The 26,722-nt window shown below is 61.8% G+C and carries 23 protein-coding genes and 1 tRNA gene; 2 read left to right on the top strand and 22 right to left on the bottom strand.

All coding sequences use genetic code 11. From position 1 onward, the window contains the following. Positions 1 to 12: 12 nt before the first annotated feature. The 8 genes from A3840_RS05900 to rpsL form a co-directional block, all read right to left on the bottom strand. A complete protein-coding gene (locus A3840_RS05900; protein ID WP_046104458.1) occupies positions 13 to 306 on the bottom strand; it encodes a 50S ribosomal protein L23 in 294 nt (97 codons plus the stop codon). Continuing rightward, complete coding sequence (gene rplD / locus A3840_RS05895; RefSeq protein ID WP_067453321.1) at positions 303 to 923, bottom strand: 50S ribosomal protein L4; 621 nt, start codon at positions 921 to 923, stop codon at positions 303 to 305. The genes A3840_RS05900 and rplD overlap by 4 nt, the downstream gene beginning before the upstream one ends. Next, the gene (rplC, locus tag A3840_RS05890; RefSeq protein WP_067453318.1) at positions 924 to 1,619 is read right to left on the bottom strand and encodes a 50S ribosomal protein L3; all 696 of its coding nucleotides are present in this window, start codon (positions 1,617 to 1,619) and stop codon (positions 924 to 926) included. It lies immediately after the preceding gene. 81 nt (positions 1,620 to 1,700) lie between these two features. After that, a complete protein-coding gene (gene rpsJ / locus A3840_RS05885; protein WP_035080820.1) occupies positions 1,701 to 2,009 on the bottom strand; it encodes a 30S ribosomal protein S10 in 309 nt (102 codons plus the stop codon). Positions 2,010 to 2,076: 67 nt separating this feature from the next. Continuing rightward, positions 2,077 to 3,267: an elongation factor Tu gene (gene tuf, locus A3840_RS05880; RefSeq protein ID WP_067453315.1), complete on the bottom strand. Its 1,191-nt coding sequence runs from the start codon at positions 3,265 to 3,267 to the stop codon at positions 2,077 to 2,079. A gap of 65 nt (positions 3,268 to 3,332) precedes the next feature. Further along, positions 3,333 to 5,423 carry an elongation factor G gene (gene fusA / locus A3840_RS05875; protein ID WP_067453312.1) on the bottom strand — a complete coding sequence of 697 codons (2,091 nt, stop codon included), beginning with the start codon at positions 5,421 to 5,423 and terminating at the stop codon, positions 3,333 to 3,335. A 12-nt stretch (positions 5,424 to 5,435) separates the two neighbouring features. Then, positions 5,436 to 5,906 carry a 30S ribosomal protein S7 gene (rpsG, locus tag A3840_RS05870; protein WP_067453309.1) on the bottom strand — a complete coding sequence of 157 codons (471 nt, stop codon included), beginning with the start codon at positions 5,904 to 5,906 and terminating at the stop codon, positions 5,436 to 5,438. 14 nt (positions 5,907 to 5,920) lie between these two features. Then, entirely contained in the window at positions 5,921 to 6,292 is a 372-nt protein-coding gene (gene rpsL, locus A3840_RS05865; protein WP_035080811.1) for a 30S ribosomal protein S12, read from the bottom strand. A 482-nt stretch (positions 6,293 to 6,774) separates the two neighbouring features. Here rpsL and A3840_RS05860 point away from each other — a divergent pair, with 482 nt between their 5' ends. After that, a complete protein-coding gene (locus A3840_RS05860) occupies positions 6,775 to 7,881 on the top strand; it encodes an NAD(P)-binding domain-containing protein (protein WP_245676556.1) in 1,107 nt (368 codons plus the stop codon). Positions 7,882 to 8,050: 169 nt separating this feature from the next. On the opposite strand, the gene A3840_RS05855 is transcribed toward A3840_RS05860, so the two are convergent. The 12 genes from A3840_RS05855 to secE all read right to left on the bottom strand — a co-directional run bounded on the left by A3840_RS05855 (position 8,051) and on the right by secE (position 24,726). Further along, a complete protein-coding gene (locus A3840_RS05855) occupies positions 8,051 to 9,169 on the bottom strand; it encodes a Gfo/Idh/MocA family protein (RefSeq protein ID WP_067453306.1) in 1,119 nt (372 codons plus the stop codon). A gap of 207 nt (positions 9,170 to 9,376) precedes the next feature. Continuing rightward, positions 9,377 to 10,159 carry an ATP-binding cassette domain-containing protein gene (locus A3840_RS05850; protein WP_067453302.1) on the bottom strand — a complete coding sequence of 261 codons (783 nt, stop codon included), beginning with the start codon at positions 10,157 to 10,159 and terminating at the stop codon, positions 9,377 to 9,379. A 3-nt stretch (positions 10,160 to 10,162) separates the two neighbouring features. Then, positions 10,163 to 11,287 (bottom strand): ABC transporter permease, encoded by a 1,125-nt coding sequence (locus A3840_RS05845; protein WP_067453421.1) that lies wholly within the window; start codon positions 11,285 to 11,287, stop codon positions 10,163 to 10,165. A gap of 78 nt (positions 11,288 to 11,365) precedes the next feature. Continuing rightward, entirely contained in the window at positions 11,366 to 12,316 is a 951-nt protein-coding gene (locus tag A3840_RS05840) for a sugar ABC transporter substrate-binding protein (protein ID WP_067453299.1), read from the bottom strand. Positions 12,317 to 12,489: 173 nt separating this feature from the next. Beyond that, entirely contained in the window at positions 12,490 to 16,674 is a 4,185-nt protein-coding gene (gene rpoC, locus A3840_RS05835) for a DNA-directed RNA polymerase subunit beta' (RefSeq protein ID WP_067453298.1), read from the bottom strand. Between the two features lie 80 nt (positions 16,675 to 16,754). After that, a complete protein-coding gene (gene rpoB / locus A3840_RS05830) occupies positions 16,755 to 20,897 on the bottom strand; it encodes a DNA-directed RNA polymerase subunit beta (protein ID WP_067453295.1) in 4,143 nt (1,380 codons plus the stop codon). Positions 20,898 to 21,324: 427 nt separating this feature from the next. After that, positions 21,325 to 21,705 (bottom strand): 50S ribosomal protein L7/L12, encoded by a 381-nt coding sequence (gene rplL / locus A3840_RS05825; protein WP_067453292.1) that lies wholly within the window; start codon positions 21,703 to 21,705, stop codon positions 21,325 to 21,327. Positions 21,706 to 21,762: 57 nt separating this feature from the next. Further along, positions 21,763 to 22,281, bottom strand: a complete 519-nt coding sequence (gene rplJ, locus A3840_RS05820) for a 50S ribosomal protein L10 (protein ID WP_067453288.1) — start codon at positions 22,279 to 22,281, stop codon at positions 21,763 to 21,765. Between the two features lie 437 nt (positions 22,282 to 22,718). Then, positions 22,719 to 23,411: a 50S ribosomal protein L1 gene (gene rplA, locus A3840_RS05815; RefSeq protein ID WP_067453285.1), complete on the bottom strand. Its 693-nt coding sequence runs from the start codon at positions 23,409 to 23,411 to the stop codon at positions 22,719 to 22,721. A 5-nt stretch (positions 23,412 to 23,416) separates the two neighbouring features. After that, positions 23,417 to 23,845 (bottom strand): 50S ribosomal protein L11, encoded by a 429-nt coding sequence (gene rplK, locus A3840_RS05810; protein WP_067453281.1) that lies wholly within the window; start codon positions 23,843 to 23,845, stop codon positions 23,417 to 23,419. 116 nt (positions 23,846 to 23,961) lie between these two features. Further along, entirely contained in the window at positions 23,962 to 24,492 is a 531-nt protein-coding gene (gene nusG / locus A3840_RS05805) for a transcription termination/antitermination protein NusG (protein ID WP_067453279.1), read from the bottom strand. 39 nt (positions 24,493 to 24,531) lie between these two features. Beyond that, on the bottom strand, positions 24,532 to 24,726 hold the full coding sequence (gene secE / locus A3840_RS05800) for a preprotein translocase subunit SecE (RefSeq protein ID WP_067453276.1): 195 nt from the start codon (positions 24,724 to 24,726) through the stop codon (positions 24,532 to 24,534). 261 nt (positions 24,727 to 24,987) lie between these two features. Here secE and A3840_RS05795 point away from each other — a divergent pair, with 261 nt between their 5' ends. After that, positions 24,988 to 25,254: a hypothetical protein gene (locus A3840_RS05795; protein ID WP_067453273.1), complete on the top strand. Its 267-nt coding sequence runs from the start codon at positions 24,988 to 24,990 to the stop codon at positions 25,252 to 25,254. A gap of 181 nt (positions 25,255 to 25,435) precedes the next feature. Here the strand turns inward: A3840_RS05795 and A3840_RS05790 are convergent. Continuing rightward, positions 25,436 to 25,511: transfer RNA gene (locus A3840_RS05790), tRNA-Trp, on the bottom strand. Positions 25,512 to 25,724: 213 nt separating this feature from the next. After that, complete coding sequence (locus A3840_RS05785) at positions 25,725 to 26,654, bottom strand: aldo/keto reductase (protein ID WP_067453271.1); 930 nt, start codon at positions 26,652 to 26,654, stop codon at positions 25,725 to 25,727. Positions 26,655 to 26,722 lie beyond the last annotated feature (68 nt).

The raw sequence follows: 26,722 nt of genomic DNA, 5'->3' as shown, positions 1-26,722 counted from the left end.
GTCTCTCGTCCCTTAGAGGCCGGTCGAAATATCGATCGACTGGCCGTCAACCAGGGTTACAACGGCCTTCTTGATGTCGTTGCGGACACCGACACGACCACGGAAGCGCTTCACCTTGCCCTTGCGGACCAGGGTGTTCACTGCCTTGACCTTGACCGAGAAGAGCTGCTCGACGGCGGCCTTGATCTCGGTCTTGTTGGCGTCGATGGCGACGTCGAAGACAACCTGGTTGGCTTCCGAAGCCATGGTCGACTTTTCCGTCACGACGGGGTTACGGATGATGTCGTAAGCGGCAAGCTTGTTCATGCGAACCTCGCTTCGAGCGCTTCGAGCGCTGCCTTGGTGAGGACGAGCTTGTCACGCTTCAGGATCGACACAACGTTGATCCCCTGCACCGGCAGCACGTCGATATTCGGGATGTTGCGGGCGGCCAGAGCGAAGTTCTGGTCGACAGTCGCGCCATCGATGATCAGGGCATTCGCCCATTCCAGCTTGCCGAAGGTCGTGCGCAGGGCTGCCGTCTTGGCTTCCTTCTGAGCAACGCTGTCGATGACGACGAGCGAGCCAGCCTTGGCCTTGGACGAGAGCGCATGCTTGAGCGCCAGGGCGCGGACCTTCTTGGGCAGGTCGATCGCATGGCTGCGCGGGGTCGGACCGAATGCACGGCCACCACCACGGAACTGCGGAGCCTTGCGGTCGCCGTGACGAGCGCCGCCAGAACCCTTCTGCTTCACGAACTTCTTGCCCGTGCGCGCGCCTTCCGACCGGTTCTTCACGTCATGCGTGCCGGCCATGGCCTTGAGCTGCTGGTAGCGAACCATGCGATGCAGGATATCGGGACGGACCTCGAGACCGAACAGATCGTCCTTGAGATCGACCGTGCCGGCGGCCTTGCCGTCGAGAGTGGTTACCTTGAGTTCCATTTACTTCGCTTCTCCCGCAGCAGCGGCCTCGAACGAGCCCGGGAAGGCTGCGTTCGCGGGAGCCGGCTTCTTGACGGCGTCCTTGATCATGATCCAGGCACCCTTGGAGCCCGGAACCGAACCCTGGATCATGATCAGACCACGCTCCACGTCGGTCTTGACGACCTTGACGTTCTGCGTGGTGATACGACGATCACCCATATGGCCCGGCATCTTCTTGTTCTTGAAGGTCTTGCCCGGATCCTGGCGGCCACCGGTGGAACCGATGGAGCGGTGCGACACGGACACACCGTGCGAAGCACGCAGACCACCGAAGTTCCAGCGCTTCATACCGCCGGCAAAACCCTTACCGATGGAGGTTCCGGTCACGTCGACCAGCTGGCCTTCCGCGAAATGGTCGGCCTTGAGCGTAGCGCCAACCTCGATGAGGTTGTCGGCATCCACGCGGAACTCGGCCACGTGACGCTTGGGCTCGACCTTGGCGACGGCATACTGGCCGCGCTCGGCCTTGGAGATGTTCTTGGCCTTGGCCTGGCCGGCACCGAGCTGGAGGGCGACATAGCCATCCTTCTCGACAGTGCGCTGGCCCACCACCTGGCAGTTCTGCAGGCCCAGCACCGTCACGGGGACGTGGTTGCCGTCCTCGGTGAAGATGCGGGTCATCCCCAGCTTCTGTGCGATCAATCCAGAACGCATCGGTTTTTACCTTCTCATTTGGCGCTCTGCCGGGTCATGTCTTCAGAGGACCCCTTTAGCGGCAGGCGCGGAAACTCGTTATTAGAGCTTGATTTCGACGTCGACACCGGCGGCGAGATCGAGCTTCATCAGTGCATCGACCGTCTGGGGAGTCGGGTCCACAATGTCCAGCAGACGCTTGTGGGTCCGGATCTCGAACTGCTCGCGGGCCTTCTTGTCGATATGCGGCGAGCGGTTGACGGTGAACTTGTCGATACGGGTCGGCAGCGGGATCGGCCCGCGCACCTGCGCACCCGTACGCTTGGCAGTGTTGACGATCTCGCGGGTCGAGGTGTCGAGCACGCGATGGTCAAACGCCTTGAGGCGGATGCGAATATTCTGACCGTTCATCTTCTCAAATCCTGACAAAATGGATCGCGGCGCGCAGACACGCGCGCCGCGAAAGTCTCTAGGACGATTACTTCAGGATCTTCGCGACGACGCCGGCGCCGACGGTGCGGCCACCTTCACGGATAGCGAAGCGGAGCTTCTCTTCCATGGCGATCGGAACGATGAGCTGAACGTTCATGTTGATGTTGTCGCCCGGCATCACCATTTCCGTGCCTTCCGGCAGGGTGACGATACCCGTCACGTCGGTGGTGCGGAAGTAGAACTGCGGACGGTAGTTGCCGAAGAACGGAGTGTGACGGCCGCCTTCTTCCTTGGTGAGGATATAGGCCTCAGCAACGAAGTCGGTGTGCGGGGTCACGGAACCGGGCTTGCAGAGCACCTGGCCGCGTTCCACCTGGGTGCGGTCGATACCACGGATCAGCGCGCCGATATTGTCGCCGGCTTCACCCGAATCGAGCAGCTTGCGGAACATTTCAACGCCGGTCACGGTCGTCTTCTGGGTGGCCTTGATGCCGACGATTTCGACTTCTTCACCAACCTTGACGATACCGCGCTCGACACGGCCGGTCACCACGGTGCCGCGACCCGAGATCGAGAACACGTCTTCGATCGGCATCAGGAAGGGCTGGTCGACCGGACGCTCCGGCTGCGGGATGTAGGCGTCAACGGCTTCCATCAGCTTCAGCACGGCGTCATGGCCGAGGGCCTTGTCGCTGTCTTCCAGGGCAGCCAGAGCCGAACCACGGATCACCGGAATGTCGTCGCCCGGGAATTCGTAGGACGAGAGCAGCTCGCGCACTTCGAGCTCGACGAGCTCGAGCAGTTCCGGATCGTCGACCATGTCGCACTTGTTCAGGAACACGACCAGGGCCGGCACGCCAACCTGACGGGCAAGCAGGATGTGCTCACGGGTCTGGGGCATCGGGCCGTCGGCAGCGGACACGACCAGGATCGCGCCGTCCATCTGTGCGGCACCGGTGATCATGTTCTTCACGTAGTCGGCGTGGCCCGGGCAATCGACGTGAGCGTAGTGACGGTTGGCCGTCTCGTACTCGACGTGCGAGGTGTTGATGGTGATGCCACGAGCCTTTTCTTCCGGCGCATTGTCGATCTGCGAGTAATCGCGGAACGCAGCGCCGCCGGTTTCGGCCAGGACCTTGGTGATCGCTGCGGTCAGCGAGGTCTTGCCATGGTCAACGTGACCGATGGTGCCGATGTTACAGTGCGGCTTGTTACGGGCAAATTTTTCCTTCGCCATCACTTTTCTCCAAATTCGTCAGCGCAATCGCCGACATTCAGTTGAGTTTTTAGCTTGCGCTGTTGTTAGGCGTACTTGGCCTGGACTTCGTCAGCCACCGCCTGCGGAACCTGTTCGTAATGGTCGAACGTCATCGTGTACTGAGCACGACCCTGGCTCATCGAGCGCAGCGAGTTGACGTAACCGAACATGTTTGCAAGCGGCACGAACGCATTCACGACCTGGACAACACCACGGCTTTCAGTGCCCTGGATCTGCCCACGACGCGAGTTGAGGTCGCCGATGACGTCGCCCATGTAATCGTCTGGCGTGACAACTTCAACCTTCATGATCGGTTCGAGGATCTTCGGACCGGCTTCACGCAGGGCTTCGCGGAAGCCCGCACGGCCGGCGATTTCGAACGCGAGCACCGAGGAGTCGACGTCGTGGTAGGCGCCATCGACGAGCGTCACCTTCACGTCAACGACGGGGAAGCCGATCAGCGGGCCAGCGCCCATGACCGATTCGATACCCTTGCTGACGCCCGGCACGTATTCCTTGGGAACAGCGCCGCCGACGATGGCATTGACGAATTCGAGGCCCTTGCCGACTTCACCCGGCTCGACGACGATCTTGATGCGGGCGAACTGGCCCGAACCGCCGGACTGCTTCTTGTGGGTGTAGTCCTTCTCGGTCTTGCGGGTGATCGTTTCACGATACGCCACCTGCGGCTGACCAATATTGGCTTCCACCTTGAACTCGCGCTTCATGCGGTCGACGATGATGTCGAGGTGCAATTCGCCCATGCCCGAGATGATGGTCTGGCCCGATTCCTCGTCGGTCTTGACGCGGAACGACGGATCTTCGGCAGCCAGGCGGTTGAGCGCGAGGCCCATCTTTTCCTGGTCGGCCTTGGACTTCGGCTCGACGGAGATGTCGATAACCGGATCCGGGAAGATCATGCGCTCGAGGATAACCTGCGAGTTGGTCGGAGCCAGGGTATCACCCGTGGTGGTGTCCTTGAGGCCGACGATGGCCACGATGTCACCGGCATAAGCTTCGGTGATCTGCTCGCGGCTGTTCGAGTGCATCTGGAACATGCGGCCAACGCGCTCGCGCTTGCCCTTCACGGTGTTTTCCAGCTGCACGCCGGCTTCGAGGTGACCCGAATAGATGCGGCAGAAGGTCAACGTGCCCATATGCGGGTCGTTGGCGATCTTGAAGGCCAGCATCGAGAGCGGCTCGTTGTCGTCGGCATGACGCTCGATCGGCTCTTCGGTCTTGGCGTCGATGCCCTTGATCGCCGGAATGTCGATCGGCGAGGGCAGGAAGTCGATCACGCCATCGAGCAGGGGCTGCACGCCCTTGTTCTTGAAGGCCGAGCCGGCATAGACGAGGAAGAACTTGGTGTCGATGACGCCCTTGCGGAGCAGACGACGGATGGTGTCGTTGTTCGGCACTTCGCCTTCGAGATAGGCTTCCATCGCAGCGTCGTCCATTTCGACGGCCGCTTCGATCATGGCCTCACGGTACTTCTCGGCCTTCTCCTTGAGGTCGGCCGGGATCTCGACGATGTCCCACTGGGCACCGAGCTCTTCGTTGCGCCAGACAACGCCCTTCATCTCGATCAGGTCGACGACGCCCTTGAACTCGGTCTCGGCGCCGATCGGCAGCTGGACCGGAATGCCCTTGGCACCCAGACGCGAACCGATCATCTCGACGCAGCGATAGAAATCGGCACCGATCTTGTCCATCTTGTTGACGAAGATCAGACGCGGAACGTGGTACTTGTCGGCCTGGCGCCAGACGGTTTCCGTCTGCGGCTCGACACCGGCATTGGCATCCAGCAGGGCGACGGCACCGTCGAGCACGCGCAGCGAACGCTCGACTTCGATGGTGAAGTCCACGTGGCCGGGGGTGTCGATGATGTTGAAGCGGTGCTGCACGCCATCGCGCGACTTCCACGACGTGGTGGTCGCAGCCGAGGTGATGGTGATGCCGCGTTCCTGCTCCTGCTCCATCCAGTCCATGGTGGAAGCACCATCATGGGTCTCGCCCATCTTATGGTTCTTGCCGGTATAGTACAGGATGCGCTCGGTCGTGGTCGTCTTGCCGGCATCGATGTGGGCCATGATGCCGAAGTTACGATAGAGATTGATGGCGGTTTCGCGTGCCATGAGATGCTCCTACTACCAGCGGTAGTGCGAGAAGGCACGGTTGGCATCAGCCATACGGTGCGTATCTTCGCGCTTCTTGACGGCCTGACCACGGCCATTCATCGCATCCATGAGCTCGCCGGAAAGGCGCTCGCGCATGGTGTTCTCGCCGCGCTTGCGGGCGGAATCGATGAGCCAGCGGATGGCCAGGGCCTGCTGACGGTCGGCACGGACTTCAACCGGAACCTGGTACGTGGCACCACCAACGCGGCGCGAGCGCACTTCGACGGCCGGACGGATATTGTCCAGGGCGCCATGGAACACGGTGATCGGATCCTGCTTGGTCTTGGCTTCGACGATGTCGAAAGCGCCATAGACGATGGATTCGGCAGCCGACTTCTTGCCGTCCTTCATCAGGGAGTTCATGAACTTGGTGACGACCAGATCGCCGAACTTGGGATCGGGAATAACGTCACGCTTCTCTGCACGGTGGCGACGGGACATGACTCAAATTCTCCTTACTTCGGACGCTTCGCGCCGTACTTCGAACGGCGTTGCTTGCGGTCCTTCACGCTCTGGGTGTCAAGAACACCGCGGAGCACGTGATAACGAACACCCGGCAGGTCGCGCACGCGGCCGCCGCGGATGAGCACGACAGAGTGCTCCTGAAGGTTGTGACCTTCGCCCGGGATGTACGAAATCACTTCGCGCTGGTTGGTCAGGCGAACCTTGGCCACCTTGCGCAGAGCCGAGTTCGGCTTCTTCGGGGTCGTCGTGTACACACGGGAGCAAACGCCGCGCTTTTGCGGATTGGCTTCCATGGCCGGAACTTTGTTCCGCTTTGGCTTGCTGGCGCGTGGCTTGCGGATCAGCTGATTAATGGTGGGCATTGCGCTCTTTCCATTGGTCCAAAATCATACGGTCAACACAAGCAAACCAAAGCGGCGCTCGCCCGAACCGTTCATGGATTCGGCGGCGCCTCAGTTGCAGCGGACCACCCGCCTTTCGGCAGCAGTCATGCGCACAAGGATTTGCTTCGTCTAGTTACCCGACAGTGTGTTTGACTGCCCTGGATTCCCGCACGAGATGGCAGGGACCCGGTGTGACAATCACGACCGACCGCTTAGGTAGGCGCTGTTTAGAACCGAAGACTCGCCCCGTCAAGGATTCTTTCGTGAAAAATCCGAGGGAGAGCCATGCATTTCCGGGGGTTTGATCGGATCGGGCCCGATTTGCCCGACTGGACGGTTTTGTCCCATATCGTTCGGACGCGCGTTTGAGCCATGCGCGGCGGACCTGCAATGGCTTTCCCATTGCTTGTGCGGCATCGGCATGCACCCTAAGTGTGACGTCCCTGCTGGAGCTTGCCGAATTGACCACCCCTGCCCTGCGCACCGCCCTGAAACTCGACATCGTGGTGATCGGCGCGGGACAGGCCGGCCTGAGTTCGGCCTATCATCTGAAGAAGCTGGGACTTGTCCCCCAACGCGACTTCCTGGTGCTCGACCACGCCCCCTCGCCCGGCGGCGCCTGGCAGCATCGCTGGCCCTCGCTCACCCTCAGCACGGTCAACCGTGTCCATGACCTTCCGGGGCTGGGCTTTGCCGAGTTTTCCGGCACCGACCAATCCGTCCGGGCCTCGGTGGCCGTGCCGCACTATTTCGCCGCCTATGAGAGCCATTTCGATCTCCGCGTCTTGCGTCCCGCCGACGTCAAGGTCGTGTGCCCGCGCGGTGACCACCTGAGGGTGGAAAGCGACAGGGGATTGTTTTCGGTGCGTGGCATCATCAATGCCACCGGCACCTGGGAACAGCCCTATGTGCCGGACTATCCCGGCCGCGATCTCTTCACGGGCAGGCAGTTGCACACAAAGGATTACCGAACCGCGGACGAGTTCAGGGGCAAGCATGTCCTGATCGTGGGCGGCGGAATTTCGGCCATACAGCTTCTCGATGAAATCTCCCAGGTGACGCGGACCACCTGGGTAACGAGGACGCCGCCGCGCTGGCGCACGGGCCCATTCGACGAAGAGGCCGGGCGCATGGCCGTGGCCATGGTGGAGGAACGGGTGCGGGCGGGCCTGCCGCCGCGCGCCGTCGTTTCGGTGACGGGCCTGCCGGTCACGCCGGCGATCGAAGCGATGCAGGCGCGCGGCGCGCTGGATCGCCTGCCGATGTTTTCCGAAATCTCCGAAAGCGGGGTTCGCTGGGAGGATGGCACATCCCGCGATGTCGATGTCATCCTGTGGTGCACCGGCTTTCGCAGCGCCCTCGACCACCTCGCGCCGCTGCAGCTTCGGGAGGAGAATGGCGGCATTGTCATGACCGGCAGGCTCGCCACCCAGGCCGCCAAGGATCCCCGGATACACCTCGTCGGATACGGTCCGTCCGCATCGACCATCGGCGCCAATCGCGCGGGGGCCGCTGCCGCGCGGGAATTGACCCGATATCTGGCCGGCATGGAAGATGGCGCGGCCTGATACGGGTAGGCCATCGCGTTCACCTCTGCACTATAGCGCCAGTAGACCTCATCCTGAGCCAGTCGAAGGGCGGGGTCGTGGCACACAGCTCGTAGCGTGCCCGACCTCGTGGTTCGACAGGCTCACCATGAGGTCTTCTAGCCGGCTGGTTCAGGCCAATATGAGCAGTTTAGCTGTTTAAACTGACCCAGGCCTGCTCCGCATGGCTGCGCGCCATGGCATGAACGCTGCGCTCGATCGTCAGCCCCGCGGCAAAGTCGATCACCCGCGCGGGTTCCCCGGCAATGGCCCGCAGCAATTCGTGGCACTCGATGACCTTGAGGTCGTTGAAGCCCAGGCCGTGGCCGGGCGCGGGAATGAAACGGTCATAGGGCTTGTGGGCGGGGCCGGCCAGCATGGTGGTAAAGCCCTGCCCTGACGCCGGGCCGTTTGCCCGATAGAGCTGCAATTCGTTCATGCGCTCCTGGTCATAGACGATGCTGCCGGCAGAGCCGAAGATTTGCAGAACGATGCGGCCCTTCCGCCCCCAGGCCGAGCGGTTGACGGCGAGAATACCGCCGATGGCGCCGATCTCGAACAGCACGCTGGCGATATCGAAAGTTTCGACAGCGCGGCGCCCTCCTGCCCCAAGCGGCCGATCCGCATAGGGTTTGGCCTGGTGGGCAAAGACCCGGGTGGGATTGCCGAACAGGGTTTGAAGGAGACTGAGCGGATGCACGGCGAAATCGTCGAGCGCGCCATAGCCCGAACTGGCCTCGCTCTTCCAATAGAAGAGCGCCTCCGGATCGGCCATGAAATCCTCGTCCATTTCGACGCGGACATGGTTGACCGTGCCGATGCTGCCGGCGGCGATCAACTCGCCGATCTGCCGGATCATCGGGTTCTGGATGTAGTTGTAGCCGAGTATGGCGACCCGACCGCTGGCCCGTGCCGCCGCTTCCATCCGTTCGGCCTCGGCGTAGCCCACGGCCATCGGCTTTTCGCACCAGACATGCTTGCCGGCCTCGAGAGCGGCAATCGCCATTTCGGCATGGAAGGCATTGGGCGTGGTGACGGAGACCACATCCACATCGGGATCGGCGATCAGCTCGCGCCAGTCACCTGTCGACTTTTCGAAGCCGAATTCTTCGGCGCGCTGGCGCGCCAGCTCGGCATTGGCCTCGGCGAGATGGACGAGGCGCGGACGCGGCCCGTCCCCGAACACGGCCTTGACTGAATTCCAGGCCAGGGCGTGGCACTTGCCCATATAACCGGTGCCGATGAGCCCGACGCCAATTCTATCCGACATGATTGTTCCGATCTGCTCAAAGCCTGTCGTCTTAGCCAGAATCCACTTCCTCAAGGGGTTTCGGCCACCTCCTCCATCGTCACCACCCGGTTTATCCGGGTGGTCCATGCAATATTGCAGCAAATGGATTGCCGGGACGAGCCCAGCAATGACGCAGGATGGGAAGGATCGGCGAAGAGGTTTCCATCACAAGCCCGGCTCAAACATCTAAACCGTGCCGCCCAGCGACGCGCTCAATTCCGCCAGTTCCGCGCCGCCCGCCATCATGTCCTGCAATTGCTCGGGTGTAAGCTCCCCTTTCTTCGCCGTCCCCAGGGTCTTGCCGCGATTGAGGACGGTGAAGCGGTCGCCGACGGCCAAGGCGTGGCGGACATTGTGGGTGATGAAGACGATGCCGACGCCAGTCTTGCGGACCCGGTCGATCGTGGCCAGAACATTGGCCGTCTGCCGGACACCGAGGGCGGAGGTGGGTTCGTCGAGAATGAGCACCTTGGCGCCGAAATAGACCGCCCGGGCGATAGCCACCGTCTGCCGCTCACCGCCCGACAAGGTGCCAACGGCCTGGTCCGGCTCGCGCAGGCTGATGCCCATGCGGCGCATTTCTTCGAGCGTGATCTGGTTGGCCCGATCCATGTCGAGAAACTGGAACGGCCCCCAGCCTTTGCGCGGCTCCCGGCCCATCCAGAAATTACGCGTCACCGACATGAGCGGGATCATCGCCAGGTCCTGATAGACCGTGGCCACGCCCGCAGCCATGGCATCGCGCGGATTGGCGAAGTCGATTTTCTGCCCGTTCATGCGGATTTCGCCGGAGGTCGGCTTGTGGACGCCAGCCATGGTCTTGATGAAGGTGGACTTGCCCGCGCCATTGTCGCCCAGGAGGCAATGACATTCGCCGGGCATGACGGAAACCGAAACGCCATTGAGCGCAATGACCGGCCCGAACTGCTTCTTGATATCGATCAGCTCGATGAGCGGATTATCGGCCATGGCTCAACGCTCCCCGGTAATGAGGCGGCGGATATAGGTATTGAGGATCACGGCGAGCAGCAGGATGACACCGAGGAAGACGCGGAAGAGCGAGCTTTCGACGCCGGCAAAGAACAGGCCCTGCTGCACGACGCCGAAGATCAGCGCGCCCAGCGCCGCACCAATGACGGAACCATAGCCGCCGGTGAGCAGCGCGCCGCCGATGACCACGGCGATAATGGCCTCGAACTCCTTGAGCAGCCCGCGATCGGCCGCGGCCGAACCGAATTCCATCACCTGGCAGGTGGCGAAAATGGTGGCGCAGAAGGCCGAGAACACGAACATGGCGATCTTGACGCGATCAACCGGCACACCGACATAGCGCGCCGCCCTGGCATCGCCGCCCGACGCATAAATCCAGTTGCCGAACCGGGTCCGCGTCAGCAAGACATGGGCGAAGATAATGAGGGCGACGGCCCAGATCATCAGCATGGGGATGCCGTCCACCACCGGCTGCCCTGCCCTGTTGCCGGCCTGGAAGGTGGCGATCCAGCCCATGTCGGCCAGCCAGGAGAAGACGAAACCGAGCACCTTGCCGCCGAACAAGGCCGCCAGCCAATCGCCCTGCGCCGCCTCGCGCACGCCCCCGATAATGGTCTGCCGCGTGGTGGAGATGGACAGATAGATGGTGAGACCGCGCAGGATATAGAGCGAGGCCAGCGTGACGATGAAGGATGGCAGGCCGGTCTTGATGACGAGATAGCCATTGGCGGCGCCGATCAGCATGGCGACGATGAAGGCGGCGATGATGGAGGCCCACATGGGCCAGCCCATATGCACGCTGAGAAGGGCGATGACGATACCCGCGAAGCCGATCATCGAGCCGACGGACAGGTCGAACTCGCCGGCGATCATCAGGAGGCACGCGCCCACGGCGATGATGGCGAACTGGGCCGAGACCACGCCCCAGTTCATGATGCCGTCGGCGGCAAACATGCCGGTGCCACCCGCGACGATGGCGAAATAGACAAATACCAGGACGGCACCCGCCATGGCGCCCAATTCGGGGCGAACGAAAGCACGGCGCAGACCCGATTGGCGCTGGATGCGTTCATCGGCGACCGGGGCGCCCGAGGGCTGGTCAACCATAATCATATCTCCGGGATGCCGCCGGCGCAGGCGCCGGTTTCAGAACGCCCGGGGCCGAAACCCCGGGCGGCAGGCCTGTCAGCGATATTGACCGGCATATTGCTCGACCAGAGCAATATTGTCCTTGGTGATGAAGCCGGGACCGGAATTGATGGAATTGCCCGGCACCACGCCATAGCGCGCCAGATTGGTCAGCACGACCACCGGCAGATAGCCCTGCAGGAAGGGCTGCTGGTCGATGGCGAAATTGATCGTGCCGTCCTCGATCGCCGTGGCGATCTCGTCCGACAGGTCGAAGGTGCCGAAGAAGATGGCGCCGGCCTGGCCATTGGCGTTGAGCGCGGCAATGGTCGGATGGGCCGAAGTGGGGCCGAGGGTCAGGATGCCATTGGTGTCGGCATTGGTCTGGAGATAGGCGGCGACCTTGGACTGGATTTCACCCGGATCCTGGCCGGCATCGATCATCTGGTTGCCCAGCTCGACGCCGAGCGCATCGGCAAAGCCCTGGCAGCGCTCCACCGAGGCCGGATTGGTGATGTAGTGATTGACGCAGAGGAAGCTGGTGACGCCAGCCGCCTTGGCGCGCTCGCCGGCACCGAAGCCGGCATCGTATTCCGGCTGGCCCACATGCAGCAGCGCGCCGATTTCCTTGGATTGCTCGACCGTGCCCGAATTGATGGTGATGACCGGAATGCCGCGATCGACGGCATCGGAGAGCGGGCCGGACAGCACGTCGAAATCGGCGATGGTGGAGATGATCCCGTTCGGGTTCGACGCCGCGGCCTGCTCGATGATGCGCGCCATGTCGGCCAGGTCGCCCGTCGGCGGATTGCGATATTCCACCGTCACGCCCATCTGCTCGCCGGCCAGGGCGATGGCGTTCTTGATGGTGTTCCACCAGCTGTCGGAATCCGGCGCATGCGAGACCAGCACGAACCGTTCGCCTTCGGCAGCGGCCGGCAGAACGCTTGCTGGCAGCGCGATAGCCGCCAGGGCAAGGGCCGCGAAGCTCTTCGTCAGAATGTTCATCGATTTCCTCCCTCGTGAACCAGTATCAAAATGGCCTCTATGTTCCATTTTTGACATTTCACGAAATAAACATTCCATTTCTGCGCCGCAGCGTCAAGCTCCCGCGCATCAAGCCGCTGGAAACAGAAAAGGGGCCCGAAGGCCCCTTTCCCAATTCGTAAATGTCGTTCGCCTTACTCGGCGGCCGGAGCCGCGATCTTGACGGTCTCGGCCTGGCGGCGGCGCTCGTCCAGGATCAGGTCGTCGCGCTTGGCGGCGATCTGCTTGGCCTTGGCCTGGCCCGCACCGGTACCGGCAGGGATCAGACGGCCGACGATCACGTTCTCCTTGAGGCCCTCGAGAAGGTCGGCCTTGCCCGAGACGGCGGCCTCGGTGAGCACGCGGGTGGTTTCCTGGAAGGAAGCCGCCGAGATGAACGAGCGGGTCTGCAGCGATGCCTTGGTGATGCCGAGCAGCACCGGATTGGCGGTTGCCGGCTTCTTGCCTTCGGCCACGAGCTGATCGTTGAGCTCGTCGAAGTCCAGCTTGTCGAGCTGCTCGTCCTTGAGCAGGCCGGAATCGCCGGGTTCCACGATCTCCACCTTCTGCAGCATCTGGCGAACGATCACCTCGATGTGCTTGTCGTTAATCAGCACGCCCTGCAGGCGATAGACTTCCTGGATCTCGTTGACGAGGTAGCGCGCCAGCTCCTCGACACCCTTGATGGCAAGGATGTCGTGCGGAGCGGGATTGCCGTCCAGGATGTATTCGCCCTTTTCGATGGCATCGCCTTCCTGGAGATGGAACGGCTTGCCCTTCGGGATCAGGTATTCGACCGGATCGGCACCCTCTTCGGTCGGCTCGATGATGACACGGCGCTTGTTCTTGTAGTCGCGGCCGAAGCGGATGGTACCATCGATCTCGGCGATGATGGCGTGGTCCTTCGGACGACGGGCTTCGAACAGCTCGGCCACACGCGGCAGACCGCCGGTGATGTCCTTGGTCTTGGCCGATTCCAGCGGAATACGGGCCAGGACGTCACCCGGAGCCACCTTCTCGCCCGGCTCGACGGCGATGACCGCGTCGACGGAGAGCAGGTAACGGGCGTCGCCGCCGCGATCCACCTTGGCAATGGCACCGCCACGGGAAATCGCGAGGGCAGGCTTGAGGCCTTCACCACGCTGATTGCCGCGCCAGTCGATGACCACGCGCTTGGTGAAGCCGGTGGCCTCGTCGGTGTTTTCCGCAACGGAAGCACCATCGACCAGGTCCTCGAACACCACCTCGCCCTCGACTTCGGCGAGGATCGGACGGGTGTAGGGATCCCATTCGGCCAGGCGCTGGCCACGGCGGACATTGTCGCCTTCCTTTACCAGCAGCTTGGAACCATAGGTCACCTTGTGGGTCGCACGTTCCTTGCCTTCGGCATCGACGATGACCAGCGAGACGTTACGGGCCATGACGACCTGCTTGCCGCCTTCGACGGTGGCCAGGCTCGGGTTGCGAATCTCGATCTTGCCTTCGGCGCCCGATTCCAGGAACGAGGAGTCCACCACCTGTGCCGTGCCACCGATGTGGAACGTGCGCATGGTGAGCTGCGTGCCGGGTTCACCGATGGACTGTGCGGCGATAACGCCGACAGCCTCGCCGATATTGACCGGAGTACCGCGCGCCAGGTCACGACCATAGCAGGCGGCGCAGCAGCCCTGGCGGAGATCGCAGGTCAGCGGCGAGCGAATGCGGATCGACTGGATGCGAGCCTCTTCGATCACGTCGACATGCTTTTCCTCGAGCAGGGTGCCCTTGGGAGCGATCAGATCGCCGGTCAGCGGATGGAACACGTCATCAGCCGTGGTCCGGCCCAGAACGCGCTGCCCGATGGAGGCCACGACCTGGCCGGCATCGACGATCGGCTCCATGGTCAGGCCGCGCTCGGTGCCGCAATCCTCGGTGACGATGATCGCGTCCTGAGCGACGTCGACGAGACGACGGGTCAGGTAACCGGAGTTGGCGGTCTTCAGGGCGGTATCGGCCAGACCCTTACGGGCACCGTGGGTGGAGTTGAAGTACTCCAGCACGTTGAGGCCTTCCTTGAAGTTGGCGGTGATCGGCGTCTCGATGATCGAGCCGTCCGGCTTGGCCATCAGGCCGCGCATGCCGGCAAGCTGCTTCATCTGGGCCGGCGAACCACGGGCACCCGAGTGAGACATCATGTAGACGGAGTTGATCGGCTTCTGACGGCCGGTCTCCTTGTCGACCTGCACGGTGCGGATCGCGTCCATCATCTCTTCGGCGACCTTGTCACCGCACTTGGCCCAGGCGTCGACGACCTTGTTGTACTTTTCGCCCTGGGTGATCAGGCCGTCATTGTACTGCTGCTCGAATTCCTCGACCAGCTTCCGGGTCTCTTCCACGATCGTGTACTTGGACGCAGGGATAACCATGTCGTCCTTGCCGAACGAGATGCCGGCGTCACAGGCGTTCTTGAAGCCGAGCTGCATGACGCGGTCACAGAAGATGACCGTCTCCTTCTGACCGCAACCGCGATAGACGGTGTCGATCATCTTGGAGATCATCTTCTTGGTCATGAGCTGGTTCGCAGTCGCGAACGGCACAGCCGGATTCTGCGGCAGGATCTGGCCGATCAACATGCGACCCGGGGTCGTTTCCACGATCTCGGACGTCTTGTTGCCATCCGCATCCCAAGCCGGCACGCGGGCCTTGATCTTGGTGTGCAGGGTGACGACCTTGTTGTCGAGTGCGTGTTCGAGTTCCGCATAGGAACCGAAGGCCATGCCTTCACCCGGCTCGCCATCGTTCATCAGCGAGAGATAGTAGAGGCCCAGCACGATATCCTGCGACGGCACGATGATCGGCTGACCATTGGCCGGGTGCAGGATGTTGTTGGTCGACATCATCAGCACGCGCGCTTCCAACTGCGCTTCGAGCGACAGCGGGACGTGCACGGCCATCTGGTCACCGTCGAAGTCGGCATTGAAGGCCGAGCAGACGAGCGGGTGCAGACGGATGGCCTTGCCTTCGATCAGGATCGGCTCGAAGGCCTGGATGCCCAGACGGTGAAGGGTCGGCGCGCGGTTCAGCAGAACCGGGTGCTCGCGGATCACTTCGTCCAGGATGTCCCAAACCTCGGGCTTTTCCTTCTCGACCAGCTTCTTGGCCTGCTTGACGGTCGAAGAGAAACCCTTCGCTTCAAGGCGCGAGTAGATGAACGGCTTGAACAGCTCGAGCGCCATCTTCTTGGGAAGACCGCACTGGTGGAGCTTGAGGTTCGGACCCACAGTGATGACCGAACGACCCGAATAGTCCACGCGCTTGCCGAGCAGGTTCTGACGGAACCGGCCCTGCTTGCCCTTGAGCATGTCGGAGAGCGACTTCAGCGGACGCTTGTTCGCACCGGTAATGGTGCGGCCACGGCGGCCGTTGTCGAACAGCGCATCGACGGCTTCCTGCAGCATGCGCTTTTCGTTGCGGATGATGATGTCCGGCGCACGCAGCTCGATCAGGCGCTTCAAGCGGTTGTTACGGTTGATGACGCGGCGATAGAGATCGTTGAGGTCGGACGTGGCGAAGCGACCGCCATCCAGCGGCACCAGCGGGCGCAGCTCGGGCGGAATGACCGGAATGACGGTCATGATCATCCATTCGGGCTTGTTGCCCGACACGATGAACTGCTCGACGATCTTGAGGCGCTTGGCCAGCTTCTTCGGCTTCAGCTCGGTGGTGGCTTCGGCGATTTCGACACGCAGGTCCGCCGCGATCTTTTCGAGATCGAGGCTCATCAGCAGGTCACGAATGGCTTCCGCGCCGATCTTGGCGGTGAAAGTGTCCGCGCCGTATTCGTCCTGGGCGTCGAGATATTGCTCTTCGGTCAGGAGCTCGTTCTGGGTGAACGGCGTCAGGCCCGGATCGAGAACGACATAGTTCTCGAAATAGAGGATGCGCTCGATATCCTTCAGCGTCATGTCGAGCAGCAGGGCGATGCGGCTCGGCAGCGACTTGAGGAACCAGATATGGGCGACGGGCGCGGCCAGCTCGATATGGCCCATGCGCTCGCGGCGCACGCGGCTCAGCGTGACTTCCACACCGCACTTTTCGCAGATGACGCCCTTGAACTTCATGCGCTTGTACTTGCCGCACAGGCACTCATAGTCCTTCACGGGGCCGAAGATGCGCGCGCAGAACAAGCCGTCACGCTCGGGCTTGAACGTGCGGTAATTGATGGTCTCGGGCTTCTTGATCTCGCCGTAGGACCAGGAAAGGATCTTTTCCGGCGACGCGATCGAGATTTTCATCTGATCGAAGGTCTGCACCGGAATGGCCGGGTTGAACGGGTCCATGACGTGGGAATGGTGGTTCATCTATTCTCTCCTCTATCCGCCCGGGACCCCGTTGATGAACGGGTCCCGAACGGAAGGTGAATGGGGTGGGAAGTGCCGGATTATTCCGCCGCTTCCTGAGGAGGCGCGAGTTCGCCTTCAGCTTCATTGGCCGGGGCGTCCAGCTCGCGGTTCTCAAGTTCGACATTGAGACCGAGCGAACGGATTTCCTTGACCAGGACGTTGAAGCTTTCCGGAATACCCGCTTCGAAGGTGTCGTCGCCGCGCACGATGGCCTCGTAGACCTTCGTACGGCCCGCCACGTCGTCCGACTTGATGGTGAGCATTTCCTGCAGCGTATAGGCGGCGCCATACGCTTCGAGAGCCCACACTTCCATCTCGCCGAAGCGCTGACCGCCGAACTGGGCCTTGCCGCCCAGCGGCTGCTGGGTGACCAGCGAGTACGGCCCGATGGAGCGCGCGTGGATCTTGTTGTCCACCAGGTGGTCGAGCTTGAGCATGTAGATATAGCCCACGGTCACCTGACGGTCGAACTGCTCGCCCGTGCGGCCGTCATAGACGGTCGACTGACCCGAGGACTTCAGCCCTGCCCGCTCGAGCATGTCCACGATATCGGCTTCCTTGGCGCCGTCGAAGACCGGCGTTGCGATCGGCACGCCCTTCGAGAGGTGTTCGCCCAGGCGCACCAGGCCGTCATCATCGAGATCGGTGATGGTCTCGTCATTGGCGAAGAGTTCGCCGATTTCGAGACGCAGCGGCTTGAGATCGCCCTTGGCATGATAGGCGCGGACCATCTCGTCGATCTTCTTGCCCATGCCGGCGCAAGCCCAGCCCAGGTGCGTTTCGAGGATCTGGCCCACATTCATGCGCGAAGGCACGCCGAGCGGGTTCAGCACGATATCCACCGAGGTGCCGTCTTCGAGATAGGGCATGTCCTCGACGGGAACGATGCGGGACACCACGCCCTTGTTGCCGTGACGGCCGGCCATCTTGTCGCCCGGCTGGATCTTGCGCTTGGTGGCGATGAAGACCTTGACCATCTTCATCACGCCCGGCGGAAGTTCGTCACCGCGCTGGAGCTTGTCGACCTTGTCGATGAAGCGCTGTTCGAGCAGACGACGGCTCTCTTCATACTGGGCATGAAGAGCTTCCATCTCGGTCATGACCTTGTCGTCTTCGACCGCGAACTGCCACCACTTCGAGCGCGGCTGCGCCTCGAAGATGGAATCGTTGAGCTTGGTGCCCACGACATAGCCCTTCGGACCGGCCGTGGCGGCCTTGCCGAACAGCATTTCCTTGAGACGGGCATAGACGTTGCGGTCCAGGATCGACTGTTCGTCGTCACGGTCCTTGGCCAGGCGCTCGATTTCCTCGCGCTCGATGGCCATGGCGCGCTCGTCCTTGTCGATGCCGTGGCGGTTGAACACGCGCACTTCAACGACAGTACCAGCATCGCCCGGCGGCACGCGGAGCGAGGTGTCGCGAACGTCGGAGGCCTTTTCACCGAAGATGGCGCGGAGGAGCTTTTCTTCCGGCGTCATCGGGCTTTCGCCCTTCGGCGTGATCTTGCCGACCAGGATATCGCCCGGCTGCACTTCGGCACCGATATGGACGATACCGGCTTCGTCGAGGCTCTTGAGCGCTTCTTCCGAAACGTTCGGAATATCGCGGGTGATTTCCTCGGGGCCGAGCTTGGTGTCGCGGGCCATGACTTCATATTCCTCGATATGGATCGAGGTGAAGACGTCCTGCATGGCGATCTTTTCGCTGAGCAGGATGGAGTCTTCGAAGTTGTAGCCGTTCCAGGGCATGAACGCGACGAGCACGTTGCGGCCCAGGGCCAGGTCGCCCAGTTCGGTCGAGGGACCATCGGCGATGATGTCACCGGCATTGATGTGGTCGCCCACCACCACCAGCGGACGCTGGTTGATGCAGGTCGACTGGTTCGAACGCTGGAACTTCATCAGGTTGTAGATATCGACGCCCGACTTGGACGCATCGGTTTCTTCCGTGGCGCGGATCACGACGCGGGTGGCGTCAACCTGGTCCACGATACCAGTACGCTTGGCCACGATGGCGGCGCCGGAATCGCGGGCCACGATCGGCTCCATGCCGGTGCCCACGAACGGGGCTTCGGCGCGCAGCAGCGGCACGGCCTGACGCTGCATGTTCGAGCCCATGAGCGCGCGGTTGGCGTCGTCGTTCTCGAGGAACGGGATCAGCGAGGCGGCGACCGAGACCATCTGCTTGGGGGAAACGTCCATCAGATCGACGTTTTCCTTGGGTGTCAGGCCGTTGTCGCCGGCATGGCGGGCCACGACCAGGTCGTCGGCCAGCTCGCCGCCCTTGGTGAACTGCACGTTCGCCTGGGCGACATAGTGCTTCGCCTCTTCCATGGCAGAGAGGTACACAACCTCATCGGTCAGCTTGCCGTCGACGATCTTGCGGTACGGGGTCTCGATGAAGCCGTACTTGTTGACGCGGGCAAAGGTCGAGAGCGAATTGATCAGGCCGATATTCGGGCCTTCCGGCGTCTCGATCGGGCAGATGCGACCGTAATGGGTCGGATGCACGTCGCGGACTTCGAAACCGGCGCGCTCACGGGTGAGACCGCCCGGCCCAAGCGCCGAGAGACGGCGCTTGTGGGTGATCTCGGAGAGCGGGTTGGTCTGGTCCATGAACTGGCTGAGCTGGGACGAGCCGAAGAACTCCCGCACCGCGGCGGCCGCCGGCTTGGCGTTGATCAGGTCCTGCGGCATCACCGTGTCGATTTCGACCGAGCTCATGCGCTCCTTGATGGCGCGCTCCATGCGGAGCAGGCCGAGACGATAGGAGTTTTCCATGAGTTCGCCGACCGAACGGACGCGGCGATTGCCCAGATTGTCGATGTCGTCGATTTCGCCACGGCCATCGCGCAGGTCGACCAGGGTGCGGACGACTTCCACGATGTCTTCCTTGCGGAGGGTCCGCATGGTATCGGGCGCATCGAGCTCGAGGCGCATGTTCATCTTGACGCGGCCGACGGCGCTGAGGTCATAGCGCTCGCTGTCGAAGAACAGCGACTGGAACATGGCTTCGGCGGTTTCGACCGTCGGCGGCTCGCCCGGACGCATCACGCGGTAGATGTCGAACAGAGCGTCCTCGCGGGTCTCATTCTTGTCCACGGCCAGCGTGTTGCGGATATAGGCGCCGATGGTGATGTGATCGATGTCGAGGATCGGCAGCTCGTCGAAGCCGAGTTCGACCAGCTTGGTCAGCACCTTCTCGTCGATCTCGTCGCCGGCTTCGGCATAGATCTCGCCGGTCTGCATGTTGACCAGATCCTCGGCGATATACATGCCGTGGAGATCTTCATCGACCGCCAGCAGGTGGGTGAGGCCATTCTCGGCCAGCTTCTTGGCCTGGCGCGCGGACAGCTTCTTGCCGCCCTCATGGACGACGTCGCCGGTCTTGGCGTCGATCAGGTCGTGGCTCGGCTTGGCGCCCTTCCACTTCTCGGCATCGTAGGGAACGCGCCAGCCCTTCTCGGTCTTTTCGTATTGCAGCGTGTTGTAATAGGTCGCCAGGATTTCCTCGGCGTCCATGCCGAGCGCCTTGAGCAGCGAGGTGACCGGAATCTTGCGGCGACGGTCGATACGCGCATAGACGATATCCTTGGCGTCGAACTCGATATCGAGCCAGGAACCGCGATAGGGAATGATGCGGCCGGCAAAGAGCAGCTTGCCCGAGGAATGGGTCTTGCCCTTGTCGTGATCGAAGAACACGCCCGGCGAGCGATGCATCTGCGAAACGATGACGCGCTCGGTGCCGTTGACGATGAAGGTGCCGTTCGACGTCATGAAGGGCATGTCGCCCATATAGACGTCCTGCTCCTTGATGTCCTTGACCGAACGGGCGCCGGTTTCCTCGTCCACTTCGAACACGATCAGCCGCAGCGTCACCTTGAGCGGGGCAGCGAAAGTGATATCGCGCGCACGGCACTCGTCGATGTCGTATTTGGGCTGCTCGAACTCGTAGCGCACGAATTCCAGCGAGGCGGTATTGGAGAAATCGGTGATCGGGAAAACCGAACGGAAAACGGATTGCAGCCCTTCGTCAGGACGGCCACCCTTGGGCTCGTCGACCAACAGGAACTGATCGTAGGAAGCCTTCTGGACTTCGATCAGGTTGGGCATCTCCGTGACTTCGCGGATGGACCCGAAGGACTTGCGTACCTTGCGACGGCCGTTGAACGTGGTAGCCATGAAAGCTCCTGTTTCAGTTATTGGCGCGCCTCCAAGGCGAAAGTGGCAACCACCTTCCCCGGAAACGCTCCGTTTTTGCTTGTCTCGGAGGCAGATATCCAAAGACCCGACTATCAGCCGTCGGCGCTCGGGATATATGCCCAATAGTCAAATTCTGCGGGCCGGTTGGACGACGCAAAAATCCCGCTCCTGGCCCGGAAACGGGATCACAGACGTGTGATCAGCGGCTAAAGCCCCGCACGCAGGCATACCCGCGGCGAGGTCATCAGAGGCTTCAACGTGCCCGCGACATCCAAATTCGTCATATATTTCCGCAAATTGGCGCCTGGACCCATCCAATCGGCCCTGGCGAATCGTTCCGTCAGAAACGGAAAAGCGAAATGGCACATAAAGCGCCATTTCGCAAATTTCAAGGCAGAAGTCGAAATTACTTGAGTTCGACCTTAGCGCCGGCTTCTTCCAGCTTCTTCTTGATGTCTTCGGCTTCAGCCTTCGACACGCCTTCCTTGACGGCCTTCGGAGCGCCTTCGACCAGGGCCTTGGCTTCGCCCAGGCCGAGACCGGTGATGCCACGGACTTCCTTGATGACGTTGATCTTGTTGTCGCCGAAGGAGGCGAGGATCACGTCGAATTCGGTCTTTTCTTCAGCGGCCGGAGCGGCAGCACCACCACCGGCAGCGGCAGCGACGGCAACCGGAGCAGCGGCGGAAACGCCCCACTTTTCTTCCAGCAGCTTGGACAGTTCAGAGGCCTCGAGGACGGTCAGAGCCGAGAGGTCATCAACGAGCTTGGCGAGATCAGCAGCCATTTTATACTCTTTTCAGTTTGGGTTCGGGTTCGAATGTTGAGGTAGTTCGGAACGGCCTTATGCCGCTTCGCTCTTTTCCGAATGAGCCTTGAGGACGCGAGCAATGCCCGCACCCGGCTGCACGAGGATGGAAGCGATGTTCGTTGCCGGCTGCTTGACGAGGCCTGCGAGCTTGGCGCGCAGTTCGTCCAGCGACGGCATGGTCGCCAGCGCCTTGACGCCATTGGCGTCGAGAGCGGTCTGTCCCATGGCACCACCGAGAATGACGAACTTCTGGTTCTTCTCGGCGAAGGCCGCTGCAATTTTCGGTGCAGCGACGGGATCTTCCGCATAGGCGATGACGGTCGGGCCGGTGAACAGGCCCGAAATGTCCGCGACATCGGTTTCCTTCAGAGCGAGCTTGGCAAGGCGGTTCTTGGCGACCTTGACCTTGCCGCCAGCCTTCTTGACCTGCACGCGCAGGTCGGTGAAAGCAGCGACGGTCAGGCCGGTATTGTGCGCGACGACGATCGATCCAGCGCCCGCGAGGGCTTCCTGGAGCGAGGCAACGACTTCACGCTTTTCCGCTCTTTCCAAAGCTAGTCTCCACAAATAAGTCCAGAAGCGGCAAGCGCCTATGGACCATTGCCAATTGCTGCCCCCTGCCCGTCCGGGCCGGGGAACAACGGTTAGTGCCTGCCAACCGAGCGCCCGCGAGGGGCAACTGGCTTAGGTTCGAACCGAACGAAAATCCGGTCTCACCCCGTCTATTGCTGGCTCCGAAATCGGAATTAACGGCTGATGCCGGCCGGCAGTCTCGGACAGGACTTTTTCAACAAAAGGCGGATCGCTCCGCATTCTGTTGAATACCGGGCGGCGAACCGTCCGGAATTAGGTGTGACCGGGCATATAGCCCAATCCATCCATCCCGTCACCACCCGGCTTGTCCGGGTGGTCCATGGGATATGGAAGCATCGCTTGGATTGCCCGGACAAGCCGGGCAATGACGGCGAACGGAGAGTTCCCGCTCCGAATTAGAGAGCCGTACCCGGCTCGACATGGACACCCGGGCCCATGGTGGACGACACGGCGACCTTCTTGACATAGGTGCCCTTGGCGCCGGCCGGCTTGGACTTCACGACGGCGTCGGTGAAGGCCTTGATGTTGGCCAGCAGCGCTTCTTCCGAGAACGACACCTTGCCGATACCGGCATGGATGATACCGGCCTTCTCGACGCGGTATTCCACGGCGCCGCCCTTGGCAGCGCCAACGGCGCCCTTAACGTCCATGGTCACGGTGCCGACCTTGGGATTCGGCATCAGGTTGCGTGGGCCCAGGATCTTACCGAGACGGCCGACCAGCGGCATCATGTCCGGGGTGGCGATGCAGCGATCGAAATCGAGCTTGCCGCCCTGGATGGTTTCCAGCAGGTCCTCGGCGCCGACGATGTCCGCACCGGCAGCCTTGGCTTCGTCAGCCTTGGCGCCACGGGCGAACACGGCGACGCGAACGGTCTTGCCGGTGCCGTTGGGCAGGGAAACGACGCCGCGGACCATCTGGTCGGCATGGCGCGGATCGACGCCCAGGTTCATCGCGATCTCGACCGATTCATCGAACTTGGCCGAGGCCTTCGACTTCACCAGCTTGATGGCTTCCTCGAGCGAGTAGAGCTTGTTGCGGTCGATGCCTTCGCGGGCAGCGGCGACCTTCTTTGCGATCTTTGCCATATCTCTTAGCCCTCGACCTGGATGCCCATGGAGCGCGCGGAACCGGCGATCATGGTCATTGCGGATTCAACGTCATCGGCGTTGAGATCCTTCATCTTCTTTTCGGCGATATCGCGTAGCTGAGCCTGCGTGATGGTGCCAGCGCTGTCCTTGCCCGGCAGCTTGGAGCCGGACTTGAGGTTGAGCGCCTTCTTGATGAAATAGGTCACCGGCGGCTGCTTCATCTCGAAGGTGAAGCTCTTGTCGGCATAGGCGGTGATCACGGTCGGGATGGGCGAGCCCTTCTCGAGTTCCTGCGTGGCCGCGTTGAAGGCCTTGCAGAATTCCATGATGTTGAGACCGCGCTGACCCAGCGCGGGACCGATCGGGGGCGACGGGGTGGCGGAGCCAGCCGGCACCTGGAGCTTGATATAGCCCGTAATCTTCTTAGCCATTTTTCATCCTATTCAATGCCCACAATCGGGCGGTTGATGGCCGTGGTGCGGTTTCCTGACGCCGGCTAAGCGCCATCCCCTTCCACGGATTTTCACCGGGTTGCCCCGGTGAGTGATCAGACCTTTTCGACCTGACCGTATTCGAGCTCCACCGGAGTGGGGCGACCGAAAATCGAGACCTCGACCTTGAGGCGCGAACGTTCTTCGTCCACCTCTTCGACGACGCCGTTGAAGCTGGCGAAGGGACCGTCCGACACGCGCACGTTCTCGCCCACTTCGAAGCTAACGGAGGGCTTGGGATGATCCACGCCTTCCTGCACCTGCTGCAGGATCGACATGGCCTCGCTCTCCGAGATCGGCATCGGCTTGTTGTCCGAGCCGAGGAAGCCGGTGACCTTGGGCGTGTTCTTGATCAGATGGAACGCCTCGTCGGTCATGTCCATCTTGACCAGCACATAGCCCGGGAAGAACTTGCGCTCGGTGTCCACCTTGCGGCCACGGCGGATTTCCACAACCTTCTCGGTCGGGACGATCACGTCTTCAAACAGGTGCTCGAGCTTCTTCTGCGCAACCTTCTGGCGAATGTCATCCGCCACCTTGCGCTCGAAGTTCGAATACGCCTGAACGATATACCAGCGCTTGGCCATGAAGGGGTCGCCGCTCCCAATAAACCTACAAAAGTCCGCTTAGCGGATCGACAGCATCAAGGATACGAGCCAAGAAATGACCTGGTCGGCCAGCAGGAAAAACAGGCTGGCCAGGATGACCAGCACGATGACCATGATCGTCGAGATCACGACTTCGTTCCGGCCGGGCCAGGTGACCTTGCTGACTTCCGAGCGAACCTGCTGGAGAAACTGGATCGGGTTCGTACGGGCCATGGGCAAACCAACTCTTCTCGTATCTTGGTGCAAAACCAAAGGCCGCGCAGGAATCCCGCACGGCTAGAGACCGGTTCTCTAGAGGCTTTGCCCGCATATTGCAACAGGCAAGCCCAAGAGAATCGCAGCGCCCGGCAACCGCCAGAAACGCGCCCTTGTAAAGCATAAGTGCGAAAGCGCCGCAAATTCCCTTGCACCGGGCGCGAATTTGGATTTGGATCGAAATGTGCCCAAAAAGTGGCGGAGCTCATGGAGGGAGCGATGTCGTTCGAGGTCGTTGGCTGCCAGCTTCTGCATTTCGGCCCCCACAAGACGATTCCCAAAAGGATCACGGGGGCCGTGCGCGTGCGCATCCGCGAGAGCCTCATGGGCAATGTCACCCAATATTCGCTCGACCTGCCGGTCAAGGCCGATTGCGGCGCTGTCGCGCATGAACAGGTGCGCACTGCCCTGCTTACCCATGCCGCCCACCAATTGAACAAGCTCAAGGCCCGCCACGGTGAGCGCCTGTCCGTCGCCGCCGAATAGGCAGCCCCGCCCCGTTGTGATGGAACGGCTGCGGGTCGGCCGGAATTCCCCTCCCAGCGACGGAGGATGACGATGGCAGTTCTGATGATCCTTGGCGTCATGGCGGTGCTCGCCGCCTTGACCATGCCAAAAGCCGCGCGCTGACGCGACGCAGGCAAACCGGCAATGTTCGATTAAGGCCTGGCAGGGGCTGGGGGACTCGAACCCACGACCCTCGGTTTTGGAGACCGATGCTCTACCAACTGAGCTAAACCCCTTCAGGCGAGGCCGTGTCTAATGGCAAAGGCCGTCGGATGCAAGTGGGTCTTGCATCTTGCGGGCTTGTTATGTGGGTGTTTTTCATGGGTATCCAAGGCTCGGATTTTTCGTGATGTCGTCTTGTGAACGATGTCATTCCCGCGAAAGCGAGGGCTTTTGCGGGAAGACAATGCCGGGATGACAGCGAGGCTAATGCCGCGAAATCTCCAGCCTCACGGCACCTTGTGGCCGGCGGCGCGGAAGAGGCGGTACCATTCCTCGCGGGTGAGCTGGATATCGGAGCCGGCGGCGGCTTCGCGGACGCGCTCGGGACGAGTGGTGCCGAGCACGACCTGGATATTGGCCGGATGACGGGTGATCCAGGCCACGGCAATGCCGGTGGCCGTCACGCCATAGGCGGCGGCCAGTTCCTCCAACAGGTCGTTGAGCTCGGCGTAATTCTCTCGGTCACCGATGAAGACCCCGTCGAAGAACTGCTTCTGGAACGGCGACCAGGCCTGCAGCATCATGCCGTTGAGGCGGGAATAATCGAGCAGGCCATTGTCGCGGGAGATGGACTGGTCGAGCCCGGCCATATTGGCGGCGACGCCCTGGGCGAAGAGATTGGCATGGGTGATGCTGAGCTGGACCTGGTTGAACAGCAGCTTCTGACGCACGGCTGACTTGAGCAGCTCGATCTGGCCCGGCGTGTGGTTGGACACGCCGAAATGGCGCACCTTGCCGGCGGCGTGGAGCCTGTCGAAGGCCTCGGCCACTTCCTCGGGCTCGACCAGCGTATCGGGCCGGTGGAGCAGCAGCACATCGAGATAGTCGGTGCGCAGCGCCGCCAGCGATTCATCGACCGTAGCGAGGATGTGCTCTCGGGAGAAATCGAACCAGCCGCGGCGAATACCGACCTTGGACTGGATGATCATCTTTTCGCGCTTGGCGGGTGTGAGCTGCATGGCCTCGCCGAACCGGGCCTCGCAGCGATGGCGCTCGCCGCCATAGATGTCCGCATGATCGAAGACGGTCACGCCGGCTTCCAGCGCTGCTTCGACGAGGGCGCGGATATCGGCATCGCTCATCGCGGCAATGCGCATCAGGCCGAGCACGATGCTGGAAACGGTGAGATCGGTATGGGGAAGCGGATAGATCTTCATGGGCGGGCACCTCGTGGAACTGGGCCGAGCCTATATGATCCCCGAAGTGGGCATCCCCCTTAGAGGGC

The sequence above is a fragment of the Devosia elaeis genome (assembly GCF_001650025.1).
In the GTDB taxonomy this organism is placed as follows: Bacteria; Pseudomonadota; Alphaproteobacteria; order Rhizobiales; family Devosiaceae; genus Devosia; species Devosia elaeis.
Note: the sequence above shows the minus strand (reverse complement) of the source record. Positions and strands in the feature narration are given on the sequence as shown.